Consider the following 13,927-nt stretch of genomic DNA (forward strand, 5'->3'; position numbering starts at 1 on the left):
TCCTAAATCGGGAGGAACCGGATATGAACAAGGGTAAACAGCTTTATGAAGGAAAAGCGAAACGTATTTATGCAACTGACCAAGAAGATGTTGTCTGGATTGAATATAAAAACTCAGCGACCGCATTCAATGGTGAAAAAAAAGCTGAAATTGAAGGTAAAGGCCGTTTAAACAACTTAATTACGGGACTTCTCTTTCAGAAACTTGCAGAAAAAGGGATCGAATCCCATTTCGTTGAACAAATTTCTGAAAATGAGCAACTTGTGAAACATGTAACGATTATTCCACTTGAAGTCGTTGTCCGTAACATTGCGGCAGGCAGCGTTGCAAAACGTCTCGGCCTTGAAGAAGGAACTCCTTTTAAAGAGCCAATTGTTGAGTTTTATTATAAGAATGATGAACTTGGCGATCCGCTTCTGACAGAAGATCATGTGAAAATTCTCGATATTGCAACGCCTGAAGAATTACAACTTTTGAAAAAAGAAGCATTGCGTGTAAATGATGTGCTTGTTCCGCTTTTCAGTGAAATAGATATTGAGCTGATCGACTTTAAAATCGAGCTAGGTAAAGATAAAAACGGTCATATTTTACTTGCGGATGAAATTTCACCGGACACATGCCGTCTTTGGGAAAAAGGTACAAACCGCAAATTAGATAAAGACCTTTTCCGCCGTGATCTCGGTGGATTAACAGAAGCATATACTGAAATTTATAAACGACTTGGAGGAACAATCTAATGTATAAAGTTAAAGTTTACGTCACACTTCGCGAAAGTGTATTGGATCCACAGGGGAAAGCAGTACAGCAGTCTTTATCAAGCCTTGGTTATAATGGTGTAGAAGATGTACGTATTGGAAAATACATGGAACTTCAGTTTGACGACACAGTAACAGATGTAGAGGGAACTGTGAAAGAAGTTTGCGAAAAGCTATTGTCTAACCCGGTTATTGAAGATTACAGATATGAAATCGAGGAGAGTGCGAAACAGTGAAATTTGCAGTCATCGTATTTCCAGGGTCCAACTGTGATGTGGACATGTATCATGCAGTAAAAGATGAGCTTGGTGAGCAAGTGGATTTAGTGTGGCACGACGCCGACAACCTTGATCAATATGACGGGATTTTAATTCCAGGCGGCTTCTCGTACGGCGATTACCTTCGTTCAGGCGCGATTGCACATATGTCAGTTGTCATGAATGCCATTAAAAAAGCGGCTGAGGCAGGCAAGCCTGTTCTGGGTGTATGCAATGGATTCCAAATTTTGCTTGAGTCTGGACTTCTCCCAGGTGCGATGCTTCGCAATAAAAACTTGAAATTCATTTGCCGGACAGTTGAGCTGTCGGTTGAGAATAATGAAACAATGTTTACGTCTTCGTACGAAAAAGGCGATAAAATCCAGGTTCCGATTGCACATGGTGAAGGCAACTACTATTGTGACGACGAAACGCTGGCGAAATTAAAAGAAAACAATCAAATTGTATTCACGTATGCGAGCGATGTGAATGGCAGTCTTTCTGACATTGCAGGCATTACAAACGAAAAAGGTAACGTACTCGGCATGATGCCGCATCCGGAGCGTGCTGTTGACGATCTTCTTGGCAGCGCAGACGGACTTAAACTTTTCCAATCAATTGTGAAACACTGGAGGGACTCTCATGTCGTTAACGCTTGAACCAAACGCGCAACAAATTAAAGATGAAAAGCTGTACCGTACGATGGGCTTGACGGACGAAGAATTCGATAAAGCAACAGAAATTATTGGACGTATGCCAAATTATACAGAGACAGGTCTTTTCTCGGTTATGTGGTCTGAACACTGTAGTTATAAAAACTCAAAGCCAGTTCTTCGCAAATTCCCAGTTGAAGGCGAGCACGTTCTTCAAGGGCCAGGTGAAGGCGCAGGAATCGTTGACATTGGTGACGGTCAAGCGGTCGTATTTAAAATTGAAAGCCATAATCACCCGTCTGCAATTGAACCGTATCAAGGTGCAGCAACAGGTGTAGGTGGTATTATCCGCGACGTTTTTTCAATGGGTGCACGTCCGGTTGCAATTTTAAACTCGCTTCGTTTCGGTGAGCTTGAAACGGCACGTGTGAAATATTTGTTTGAAGAAGTGGTTGCCGGTATTGCTGGATATGGCAACTGTATCGGTATTCCGACAGTTGGCGGCGAAATCGGATTTGATCCATCTTATGAAGGCAATCCACTTGTAAATGCAATGTGTGTCGGCTTAATTGCTCATGAAGATATTCAAAAAGGGCAGGCAAAAGGCGTTGGGAACACGGTCATGTACGTTGGTGCGAAAACAGGACGCGATGGTATTCATGGAGCAACATTTGCCTCTGAAGAACTAAGCGAAAGCTCTGAGGAAAAACGCCCGGCTGTTCAAGTAGGCGATCCATTTATGGAAAAATTGCTTCTTGAAGCTTGTCTCGAGCTTATTAATAATGATGCCCTCGTGGGTATTCAAGATATGGGTGCAGCAGGTCTCACAAGTTCTTCCGCTGAAATGGCATCCAAATCTGGTTCAGGTATGGAAATGAATCTTGATTTGATCCCGCAGCGTGAAACAGGCATGACACCATACGAAATGATGTTATCCGAATCACAGGAACGCATGCTTATCGTGGTAGAAAAAGGACGCGAAAAAGAAATCGAAGACTTATTTGCCAAATATGATCTTGAAGCGGCGTCGGTCGGCGTTGTCACAGACGACAAAATGCTCCGTCTTCTTCATAAAGGCGAAGTGGCAGCAGAAGTACCGGTAGATGCATTAGCAGAAGATGCACCGGTTTACTATAAACCATCAGCTGAACCGCAATACTTCCGTGACTTCCAAGCAATGGAATCAACAACACCGAATGTAACGGATTACAAAGAAACACTTGTAAGCCTTTTGAAGCAGCCGACTATAGCGAGCAAAGAGTGGGTATATGATCAATACGATTATCAAGTACGGACAAATACAGTTGTCGCACCAGGTTCTGACGCAGCGGTCATCCGTCTGCGCGGCACAAATAAAGCTCTTGCCATGACAACAGACTGTAACTCCCGCTATATTTACCTTGACCCGAAAACAGGTGGCAAAATTGCGGTTGCAGAAGCAGCGCGTAACATCGTTTGTTCAGGTGCAAAACCACTAGCCATTACAGATGGATTGAACTATGGAAGCCCTGAAAATCCGGGTGTATTCTGGCAGCTTGAAGAATCAGCTGACGGCATCAGTGAAGCATGTCTGGCGCTTGAGTCACCGGTTATCGGTGGAAACGTCTCTTTATATAACGAAACGAATGGCACAGCGATTTATCCAACACCAGTTATTGGTATGGTAGGATTAATTGAACATACAGATCATATTACAACACAATCAGTCAAACAAGCGGACGATCTCGTTTATGTCATCGGTGATGCTCTAAATGAATTTGGCGGCAGTGAATTGCAGAAAATGACGAATGGCGGCGAAATTTTCGGTCAAGCACCAGCGATTGATTTAACAGTTGAAAAAGCGCGTCAAGATGCCGTTCTTTCAGCCATTAAATCAGGTCTCGTTCAATCTGCTCACGATATTTCAGAAGGTGGATTCGCAGTAGCTCTTGTTGAAAAAGCATTTGGCACAAATCTTGGTGTAAATGTATCACTTGAAGGCGAGGCAACGGCAGTATTGTTTGCAGAAACACAATCCCGTTTTGTCGTCACAGTGAAAGCAGAAAACAAAGAAGCATTTGAAGCAGCGGTACAAGATGCAAAACAAATCGGTAAAGTAACAGCACAGCCAGTTGTGTCCATTCGTGTCAATGGAGAAGAAGTGGTACAGGCATCCGTCAAGAATCTTGAGGACGCCTGGAAAGGAGCTATTCCATGCTTGCTGAACTCAGAGGCTTAAATGAAGAGTGTGGCGTTTTCGGTATCTTCGGTCATGAAAATGCATCACAAATCACATATTATGGTCTTCAAAGCCTGCAGCACCGCGGACAAGAAGGGGCGGGCGTCGTCATGAGTGACGGCGAACACCTTCGCGGTCATAAAGGGGAAGGACTTGTCACCGAAATTTTTAACCAGGATATTGTCAACGGATTGACAGGGTCGAGTGCGATTGGCCACGTTCGGTATAAAACAGCAGGCGGGGGTGGATATGAAAATGTTCAACCGTTTCTCTTCCATTTCCAAACAGGCAGTTTTGCACTTGCGCATAACGGAAATCTGATCAATGCAACTTCTTTAAAGAGTGAGCTTGAAGCGCAGGGCAGTATTTTTCAAACGACATCCGACACGGAAGTGCTGGCTCATTTAATTCGACGAAGCGGTCTCGGTTCGATGAAAGATCGGTTGAAAACAGCGTTATCAATGTTAAAAGGTGCGTATGCGTTTCTCGTGATGACAGAAAATGAGATGCATATAGCACTCGATCCGCAGGGAATGCGTCCTCTTTCAATCGGGAAGCTAGGCGATGCGTATGTCGTTGCATCTGAAACGTGTGCATTTGATATTGTCGGTGCTGAATTTGTACGAGATGTAAAACCAGGAGAATTGATTACGATCAATGAAGATGGTCTTCACTCTGAACAGTTTGCTTTTGCTACAAACAGTGCGATTTGTACGATGGAATATGTGTATTTCTCCCGTCCGGACAGCGATATTCATAACATTAATGTTCATAGCGCTCGGAAACGTCTCGGTAAAATGCTGGCGAAAGAAGTAAACATTGAAGCGGACGTCGTTACAGGTGTACCGGATTCCAGTATTTCAGCAGCCATTGGTTTCGCAGAAGCAACAGGCATTCCGTACGAAATGGGCCTCATTAAAAACCGTTATGTCGGCCGGACGTTCATTCAGCCGTCTCAATCGCTTCGTGAGCAAGGGGTGAAGATGAAACTTTCTCCTGTGCGAGGGGTTGTTGAAGGAAAACGGGTCATTATGGTCGATGATTCAATTGTGCGTGGAACGACAAGCAGACGAATTGTAACCATGCTAAAAGATGCAGGTGCGAAAGAAGTACATGTATGCATTAGTTCACCGCCGATTAAGCATCCTTGTTTCTACGGGATTGATACATCGAAAAGTGAAGAATTAATTGCAGCACATTATTCAACAGAAGAATTGCGCGAATTAATCGGGGCGGATTCATTAACCTATTTGAGTCCAGAAGGCACAATAGAAGCGATTGGCCATGAACAGACAAACGGTCAGTGTGGACAATGTATGGCTTGTTTTACAGGTATCTATCCGACTGAAATTTATCCGGATACGGAACACCCCATTACCAAATGCTAATGCACCGGATTAAATAAGGAGGAACAATAATGGCAAAGTCGTATGAAGCAGCAGGCGTGAACATTGAAGCCGGATACGAAGCGGTAGAACGGATGAAAAAGCATGTGGAACGTACGAAACGGGCCGGCGTCATGGGTGCGCTCGGCAGTTTCGGCGGCATGTTTGACCTGTCTTCTTTAAATCTAAAAGAGCCGGTTCTCGTTTCCGGAACAGACGGAGTTGGCACAAAGCTGAAACTAGCGTTTATGATGGATAAACATGATACGATTGGCGTGGACTGCGTCGCGATGTGCGTCAACGATGTTGTCGTACAAGGAGCAGAACCGCTCTTTTTTCTTGATTACATCGCGTGTGGAAAAGCGGTGCCGGAAAAAATTGAGCAAATCGTTCAAGGTGTAGCGGATGGCTGTGAGCAGGCTGGTTGTGCGCTTATCGGTGGAGAAACAGCAGAAATGCCCGGTCTATATGAAGAAGAAGAATATGATATGGCTGGTTTTACAGTCGGTGCTGTTGAAAAGAGCAAAGTAATTACTGGTGAAGATGTAAAAGAAGGCGACGTTTTAATAGGTCTTGCATCAAGTGGTATTCACAGTAACGGCTACTCACTCGTGCGCAAAATCTTCTTCGAAAAGCATAACCTCGCCGTTGACGCAAAAGTAGACGGTTTGTCTGTTCCGCTTGGAGAAGCATTAATTGAACCGACACGTATTTACGTAAAGCCTGTTCTTTCTGTATTAAAAGAGGCAAAAGTGAACGGCATGGCGCATATTACCGGCGGTGGATTCGTCGAAAATATTCCGCGTGCATTACCGGATGGACTTGGGGCATCAATCGAAGCAGGTTCATGGCCGGTTCCGGATATCTTCAACGTTCTTGAAACGTATGGGGAACTTGACCGCGAGGAAATGTATAACATTTTCAACATGGGTATTGGCTTCGTCTTAATTGTCTCGCAGGAAGAAGAAACAAACGTAAAATCATTGCTTAATGCAGCCGGTGAAACTGCGTACACAATCGGACGTGTTACGGGCGGCGAAGGAGTTACAGTTCAATGACGAAAATAGCGTTATTTGCTTCCGGAAGCGGCAGTAACGTGCAAGCGATCGCAGAAGCGGTGCAAGCGGGATCTGTACCGGCTGAAATCGTCTTAATCGTCTGTGATAAACCGGAAGCATTCGTGTTAGAGCGTGCTGACAAATTAGGCATTCCAACATTTGCTTTTTTGCCGCGAGAGTATGAATCAAAAGAAGCATTTGAAACAGACATCGTATCCCGTCTCCGCGCTGCGGGGGCGGAGTATGTCTTTTTGGCTGGCTATATGCGGCTTATTGGCCCAACGTTACTAGAAGCGTATCGAAATAGAATCGTCAATATTCATCCATCATTGCTACCGGCTTTTCCAGGCAAAGACGCGATTGGACAGGCATTTGATGCAGGTGTAAAAATTTCCGGTGTGACTGTTCATTTCGTTGATGAAGGAATGGATACAGGACCGATTATTGACCAAGAATGTGTTCGGGTCGATTCCGGCATGACGCGTGATGATTTACAAAAAGCGATTCAACGAATAGAGCACAGTCTTTACCCGAGCGTCATAACAAATCTTTTGAATGGAAATAGGGAGGATTACAACCGATGACAAAACGCGCATTGATCAGCGTATCAGATAAAAGCGGTGTAGCAGAATTTGCGAGAGAAATTGCAGCGCTTGGCTACGAAATTGTTTCGACAGGCGGAACGAAGAAAATGCTTTCTGAAGCGGGAGTACCGGTAAAAGGTGTAACGGATGTAACGGGATTTCCAGAAATTTTAGAAGGACGTGTGAAAACACTTAATCCGTATATTCACGGAGGCTTGCTTGCGAAACACGGCGAACCTGATCATCAAAAGCAGCTAGAAGAGCATAATATTCAGCCGATTGATATCGTCTGCGTTAATTTGTATCCATTCCAGCAAACGATCGCAAAACCGGAAGTTACAACTGAAGATGCGATTGAAAACATCGACATTGGCGGCCCGGCGATGTTGCGCGCGTCTGCAAAAAATCATGAATACGTAACAGTGATCGTCGATTCAAGTGATTACGATGAAGTACTTGCTGAACTGAAAGGCGATGGGCAAACAACGCTTGAAACACGCCGTAAATTGGCAGCGAAAGTATTCCGTCATACAGCCGCATACGATGCGATGATTGCCGGCTTCATGACCGATCTTACAGGAGTTGAAAACCCGGAAAAATTAACGGTGACTTATGAGCTGAAGCAATCACTTCGTTACGGAGAAAACCCACATCAAAAAGCAGCGTTTTATGCACAGCCGCTTGGTTCTTCCTTCTCTGTTGCCCGTGCAGAACAGCTTCACGGCAAAGAGCTTTCTTATAACAACATTCGTGACACTGATGCAGCGCTTCAAATCGTCAAAGAATTTAATGAGCCAGCAGCGGTTGCAGTGAAACATATGAATCCATGTGGCGTTGGCGCAGGTTCGACAATTGAAGAAGCGTATTCACGCGCATACGAAGCAGATCCTACGTCTATTTTTGGTGGCATTGTGGCACTCAATCGTCCTGTTTCAAAAGAGCTTGCTGAAAAACTGCATGAAATTTTTCTTGAAATTATCGTTGCTCCTTCATTTGATCAAGAAGCAATCGATGTTTTATCGAAAAAGAAAAACATTCGCCTGTTAACACTTGATTTTGCGAACGGCAAAAAAGGTGAGAAAGTGCTGACATCTGTTGAAGGTGGACTTCTTTCTCAAGACCTTGACGAATTGTCACTTGCAGATGCAGATGTAAAAGTAGCAACGAAACGGGAACCGACAGAAGAAGAGTGGACAGCACTTAAACTTGGCTGGAAAGTCGTGAAACATGTGAAATCAAACGCGATTGTCGTCACAGACGATAAAATGACACTTGGTGTCGGTGCTGGTCAAATGAACCGTGTCGGTGCTGCAAAAATTGCGCTTGAGCAAGCGGGTGAAAAAGCAAAAGGCGCCGCTCTTGCATCAGATGCATTCTTCCCGATGGATGATACAGTCGAAGCAGCAGCAAAAGCCGGTATTACAGCGATCATTCAGCCAGGTGGATCGATTAAAGATGAAGATTCAATTAAAAAAGCCGATGAATATGGCATTGCGATGGTCTTAACGGGCATCAGACATTTTAAACATTAATAGGGGGATACTTCATATGAACGTACTCGTAGTCGGACGGGGCGGGCGGGAGCACGCAATCTGTAAAAAGGCTGCGGAAAGCCCGCTGGTTGAGAATGTATTTTGCGCGCCGGGCAATGCTGGAATTAGCCGTGATGCACACATTGTTGATATTGATGAAATGAACTTTAAAGACATTGCGTCTTTTGCGAAAGAACAGAAAGTTGGTCTTGTAATCGTTGGTCCGGAAAACCCGCTTGAAGCCGGGATTACTGATTACTTGAAAAAAGAAGGGTTAAACGTATTTGGCCCGAATCAAAATGCAGCCATTTTAGAAGGAAGCAAATCGTTTTCTAAAATGATGATGGAAAAGTACAACATTCCAACAGCTCGTTATCAGTCTTTTGAAGACTATGATGCAGCAAAAGCGTACATTGAGCAAGAGGGTGCACCGATTGTATTAAAAGCAGACGGTCTTGCTGCGGGTAAAGGTGTAACAGTAGCGATGACGCTTGACGAAGCACTCACATCTCTTGAAGACATGATGCTTGATAAAAAGTTTGGCGATGCGTCTGCACGTGTTGTCGTTGAGCAATATTTGCAAGGAGAAGAATATTCACTGATGGCTTTTGTTCACGGTGAAAATGTTTATCCGATGGAAGCCGCACAAGATCATAAGCGTGCGTTTGATAACGATGAAGGCCCGAATACAGGCGGCATGGGTGCATATTCGCCAGTACCGCATATTTCGCAGGCGATTAATGATCAATCGGTTGAAGAAATCATTCGTCCGATCGCAAAAGGCATGGTTCAGGAAGGACGCTCCTTTACAGGTATCATTTTTGCCGGTCTTATGCTGACGGAAGAGGGCCCGAAAACGATTGAATTTAACGCTCGTTTCGGTGATCCGGAAACGCAGGTTGTGCTGCCACGTCTTGAAAATGACCTAATACAGGTTATGCTCGATGTATTAGATGGAAAAGATCCCGAGCTATCGTGGAAAGACGAATCTGTTTTAGGTATTGTTCTTGCTGCCAAAGGCTATCCAGAAGCATACGAAAAAGGCAATGAAGTGAAAGGACTTGATAACATTGAGTCTGCATCTGTTATTCACGCCGGCACGTATACAGAAGGAGACGGCGTTATCCGTGCAAATGGAGGACGTGTCCTGCTTGTGACGGGAAGCGGAGCGAATCCGACTGAAGCACAGAAAAAAGCATATGTAAAAATGAAAAACATTGATACTGAAAATTTCTTTTATCGCAGCGATATCGGCAGCCGTGCCATTTCGAAAGCGGGATTGTAAAAAGAGTAACTGTCTCATTTGAGGCAGTTTTTTTTGTGAATTCGGGACTTTATTAAAAGAGGATTTTAATAAAATGTCCCAATTAACAACGATATGCAAGTTTCTTGCCAAAGTGTCAAATATTCTTCACACTTTCAGCTTTTCCTTAGTGCGTTAACATGTGATATATGATAAGATGATGGCAATCACACGTTTTGAAAGCGATGTCATTTTGAGAGGAAAGATTGTCATGTCTGATTTAAAACATAGATGGAAAAATAAACAGCTGCGTGAACAGGTCGCAGTTCTTAATCTCGAAAAAGCACCAACACTTGTTTTGCAAAATGCCCGTTACTTGCATTCAACGTTAAAACGATGGATGAGCGGAAACATTTGGATATATGAAAATCGTATTGTCTATATCGGAGATGAAATGCCGGCGTCAGCTGATGAAGTTTTCGACTGTACTGGAAAAACGATTGTACCGGGGTATATAGAGCCGCACGTTCATCCATTTATGCTATATAACCCGAAGACGTTTGCTGAATATGCTGCTAAACGCGGAACGACGACACTCATTAATGATAACTTAATGATGCTGTTGACACTTGAAGAAAAGAAAGCGTTTTCTTTAATTGATGAACTGAACCGACAGCCGGTGTCGATGTACTGGTGGTGCCGGTATGATGCACAGACGGAGCCTGATAATGAAGATGATATTTTTGCAAACGGCGCGATTAATTCGTGGCTTGAGCATGATAGTGTCATTCAAGGCGGTGAATTAACAGGGTGGCCGAAGCTTTTAGACGGCGATGATATGATGTTGTACTGGATGCAGGAAACGAGAGGAATGAAAAAACGAATTGAAGGCCATTTCCCGGGTGCTTCTGAAAAAACATTGACGAAAATGACGCTGTTCGGTGCAGACGGCGATCATGAATCAATGAGTGGAGAAGATGTACGTAAGCGACTCATGAATGGAATGATGGTGACGCTCCGCCATTCATCGATTCGTCCGGATCTTGAAAAATTGTTGACGGAAATGAAAGAAATGGATCTCGATCAATATGATATGATGATGTTCACAACAGATGGATCGTCACCATCGTTTTATGAAGATGGCGTTATTGATAAAATGATCAAAATCGCCATCGACTACGGTGTTCCGCCGATCGATGCATATCATATAGCGTCCTATAATGCGGCTCGCTACTATCGGATGGAGCATCTGCACGGCATGATTGCACCGGGACGGGTGGCGAGTGTTAATATTTTAACAGATGAATTTCATCCGAATCCGGAAGCGGTTCTGTCAAATGGAATCTGGGTCAAAAAAAGCGGAATGGATACATCTTCTTTCCCTGATGTTCAATGGCAGCAGTTCGGTCATACGAAAATGCGCTTTGATTGGGAATTGAGTGAGGATGATTTGCAGTTTTCAATGCCATTCGGAATTGAAATGGTCAATAATGTTATTACGAAACCGTGTCATGTAATGAAAGATGTGGTAGGCGAGAATTTCTATATGGAGGAAGATCAAAATTATCTGGTGCTCCTCGATTATGAAGGTAAATGGCGTGTAAACACGACGATTAAAGGCTTTGCGACGAATGTGCAAGGGTTTGCTTCTTCTTTTTCAAGTACTGAGGATATCGTTTTAATTGGAACAGTAAAAGAGGAAATGCATCGGGCGTTTGAACGGATGCAAGAGATTGGCGGCGGCATTGTGCTTACAGAAAACGGAAAAATTCTTCATGAAATTCCACTTCCATTGTCCGGCATTATGTCCGATCAGCCATTTGAGACAGTTGTTGAGCAAGAACTGAAATTGAAAGAATTGCTGTTACAGCGCGGATATCAATTTAATGACCCAATTTATACATTATTATTTTTAACATCGACTCATCTTCCATATATTCGGATTACATCGCAGGGCATGTATGACGTTATGAAAAAAACGGTACTCTTTCCGACAATAATGCGTTAAAATGGTAAAGTAAAAACTGTTTTTGGAGTGTCGATATGAAAAAAAAATGGATTGCATTGGCAGCTGCATCTATATTACTTAGCGGCTGTGCAAGTTCACGGTCTGTCAATAATAGTGAACGAAATGAAATAAATCCGCTTACCGGTGTAGAATCGGCGGATACGGATCGGCGCGCGGTGGCAGTCGTCATCAGCAATTCTACAGAAGCCCGTCCACAGACGGGGTTAGAAGATGCAGATATTGTATATGAAATGCTGGCAGAAGGTAATATTACTCGATTTCTGGCCATTTATCAAAGTGAGTATCCTGAATTTGCCGGTCCAGTTCGCAGCGCACGTGACTATTTTGTTGAAATTGCCATGGGCTACGATGCACTATTTTTAGCGCATGGGTACAGCCCTGAAGCGAAAGAAATGTTATCTGACGGGAAAGTCGATCAACTAAACGGTATTCAGCACGATGGCGATGTCTTTAAACGTGATGCATCTAGACAGGCGCCTCACAATTCATATGTATATTTCGATAAAGCGTTAGATAGGGCGAAAGAGAAAGATTACAACATGGATTCTTCTCCAGCACGACTGTCTTTTTTAACAAAGAATGAGGAAGAATCATTGAATGGAGAGCCTGCTTCGAACGTCGTTGTTCATTCATCGAAAAACGAATCATTTGATGCCACATATGAGTATGATAAAGAATCGGAATCGTATCATCGTACAATAGGCGGTGTAGAGATAAAGGCTGACAATATTTTCGTCATCGAAGCGGACCATCGTGTCGTTGATGCAGCGGGCCGGCTTGATATTAATCTTACATCTGGCGGTGATGCCTTTTTAATTCAAAAAGGCATCAAGAATATGGTCAAGTGGCAAAATAAAAATGGACAGATTGTGCCGTATAAAGAAAGCGGTGCTGCCCTGAAAAAAGGACAAACGTGGATTCACGTTGTACCTGCCTCAAGAGGGCTGAATAGTACAGTTGATGTGGAAAATGAAGGTGAAGGGAATGGAAGTTGATTATGCAGATAGATAAACTGCGTGGAAAAGCACTCGACCAGCTGTTTCAAGCGGTTCTCTCGCTTCGTGATATGGAAGAATGTTATCGCTTTTTTGACGATTTGTGCACGGTTAATGAAATTCAATCGCTTGCACAACGTTTAGAAGTAGCACGCATGCTTCAAGAAGGAAGAACGTATCATAAAATCGAAACCGAAACCGGCGCCTCAACGGCCACCATTTCACGCGTGAAACGTTGTTTGAACTATGGCAATGACGGATATGAATTCGTGTTAAAACGTGTTCATGAAAAAGAATAATGACAAAGCTGTCTCTTTTCGGAGAGACGGCTTTTTTATAGGTAAAAAAGGGATGAATGTTCACGAAAAACGAGATTACGTCCCTCTAAAGAGAATTTGTTCACGAGAAATGAGATTTACTTACGAAGGCGAACTCTGCTTTTCGATGTTATAATATTAAGTTGTAACTGAATGATTGGAGGTTTCTACGCATGTATGATGTTTGTGAGTGGCGGCATGTGTTTAAATTAGACCCGAATAAAGAGATTGATGATGAGTTGCTTGAACGCGTATGCGAGTCTGGGACTGATGCGGTTGTTGTCGGCGGTTCGGACGGAGTGACGCTTGAAAATGTACTTGATTTAATGGTGCGCGTGCGTCGTTACCCTGTGCCTTGTGTACTGGAAGTGTCATCAATTGAGATGGTGACGCCGGGCTTTGATTTATATTTTATTCCAACTGTCTTAAACAGTACGGATTCCAACTGGATTACTGGGCTTCATTATGAAGCGATGAAAGAATATGGCGAACTGATGAATCCAGACGAACTTATTGTTGAAGGATATTGCATTGCCAATCTAGACAGCAAAGCGGCGAAATTAACAGGAGTTCAAACAAAACTGGATGCAGAAGATGTTGCCGCATATGCCCGCATGACCGGCCATTTATTGAAGCTGCCGGTATTTTATTTGGAATATAGTGGTGTGTATGGTGATATAGCAGCTGTTCAAAAGGCGGCAAATATTTTGCGCGATTCAGACACGACATTTATATATGGTGGGGGAATCCGAACGGCAGAGCAGGCGAAAGAAGTCGGACAGTATGCCGATGTCATCGTCGTCGGCAACGCAATTTACGATTTTCCAGAAGAATCATTAAAAACCGTCGCAGCGGTTAAAAAATAGTGTATAATAAAGAACGAATGTTCTGAATGGTGGTG

13 protein-coding genes are annotated in these 13,927 nt (G+C 43.6%); all 13 read left to right on the forward strand.

From position 1 onward, the window contains the following. Positions 1–23: 23 nt before the first annotated feature. The 13 genes from purC (at position 24) to pcrB (ending at position 13,892) form a co-directional block, all read left to right on the forward strand. On the forward strand, positions 24–737 hold the full coding sequence (gene purC / locus A3M5_RS0119745; RefSeq protein ID WP_018395497.1) for a phosphoribosylaminoimidazolesuccinocarboxamide synthase: 714 nt from the start codon (positions 24–26) through the stop codon (positions 735–737). Beyond that, a complete protein-coding gene (gene purS / locus A3M5_RS0119750; RefSeq protein ID WP_018395498.1) occupies positions 737–991 on the forward strand; it encodes a phosphoribosylformylglycinamidine synthase subunit PurS in 255 nt (84 codons plus the stop codon). The genes purC and purS overlap by 1 nt, the downstream gene beginning before the upstream one ends. Then, complete coding sequence (purQ, locus tag A3M5_RS0119755; protein ID WP_018395499.1) at positions 988–1,671, forward strand: phosphoribosylformylglycinamidine synthase subunit PurQ; 684 nt, start codon at positions 988–990, stop codon at positions 1,669–1,671. Before purS ends, purQ begins: the two co-directional genes overlap by 4 nt. Then, a complete protein-coding gene (gene purL, locus A3M5_RS0119760; RefSeq protein ID WP_018395500.1) occupies positions 1,655–3,883 on the forward strand; it encodes a phosphoribosylformylglycinamidine synthase subunit PurL in 2,229 nt (742 codons plus the stop codon). Before purQ ends, purL begins: the two co-directional genes overlap by 17 nt. Next, positions 3,859–5,271, forward strand: coding sequence for an amidophosphoribosyltransferase (gene purF / locus A3M5_RS0119765; protein WP_026221855.1), 1,413 nt, complete (start codon positions 3,859–3,861; stop codon positions 5,269–5,271). Before purL ends, purF begins: the two co-directional genes overlap by 25 nt. A gap of 29 nt (positions 5,272–5,300) precedes the next feature. Next, complete coding sequence (gene purM, locus A3M5_RS0119770; RefSeq protein ID WP_018395502.1) at positions 5,301–6,326, forward strand: phosphoribosylformylglycinamidine cyclo-ligase; 1,026 nt, start codon at positions 5,301–5,303, stop codon at positions 6,324–6,326. Then, positions 6,323–6,910 carry a phosphoribosylglycinamide formyltransferase gene (purN, locus tag A3M5_RS0119775; RefSeq protein WP_018395503.1) on the forward strand — a complete coding sequence of 196 codons (588 nt, stop codon included), beginning with the start codon at positions 6,323–6,325 and terminating at the stop codon, positions 6,908–6,910. Before purM ends, purN begins: the two co-directional genes overlap by 4 nt. Beyond that, positions 6,907–8,442 (forward strand): bifunctional phosphoribosylaminoimidazolecarboxamide formyltransferase/IMP cyclohydrolase, encoded by a 1,536-nt coding sequence (purH, locus tag A3M5_RS0119780; RefSeq protein WP_018395504.1) that lies wholly within the window; start codon positions 6,907–6,909, stop codon positions 8,440–8,442. Before purN ends, purH begins: the two co-directional genes overlap by 4 nt. Positions 8,443–8,458: 16 nt before the next feature. After that, positions 8,459–9,727 (forward strand): phosphoribosylamine--glycine ligase, encoded by a 1,269-nt coding sequence (gene purD, locus A3M5_RS0119785; RefSeq protein ID WP_018395505.1) that lies wholly within the window; start codon positions 8,459–8,461, stop codon positions 9,725–9,727. A 229-nt stretch (positions 9,728–9,956) separates the two neighbouring features. Then, the gene (locus tag A3M5_RS0119790; RefSeq protein ID WP_026221836.1) at positions 9,957–11,693 is read left to right on the forward strand and encodes an adenine deaminase C-terminal domain-containing protein; all 1,737 of its coding nucleotides are present in this window, start codon (positions 9,957–9,959) and stop codon (positions 11,691–11,693) included. A gap of 35 nt (positions 11,694–11,728) precedes the next feature. Next, positions 11,729–12,709, forward strand: a complete 981-nt coding sequence (locus A3M5_RS0119795) for a DUF3048 domain-containing protein (protein WP_018395507.1) — start codon at positions 11,729–11,731, stop codon at positions 12,707–12,709. A gap of 2 nt (positions 12,710–12,711) precedes the next feature. Beyond that, on the forward strand, positions 12,712–13,008 hold the full coding sequence (locus A3M5_RS0119800; protein ID WP_026221837.1) for a YerC/YecD family TrpR-related protein: 297 nt from the start codon (positions 12,712–12,714) through the stop codon (positions 13,006–13,008). A 191-nt stretch (positions 13,009–13,199) separates the two neighbouring features. Further along, positions 13,200–13,892 (forward strand): heptaprenylglyceryl phosphate synthase, encoded by a 693-nt coding sequence (gene pcrB, locus A3M5_RS0119805; RefSeq protein WP_018395509.1) that lies wholly within the window; start codon positions 13,200–13,202, stop codon positions 13,890–13,892. Positions 13,893–13,927: the final 35 nt, after the last annotated feature.

Origin of the sequence: Bacillus sp. 37MA, assembly GCF_000372765.1 — a bacterium.
Taxonomy (GTDB): Bacteria; Bacillota; Bacilli; order Bacillales; family Domibacillaceae; genus Domibacillus; species Domibacillus aminovorans.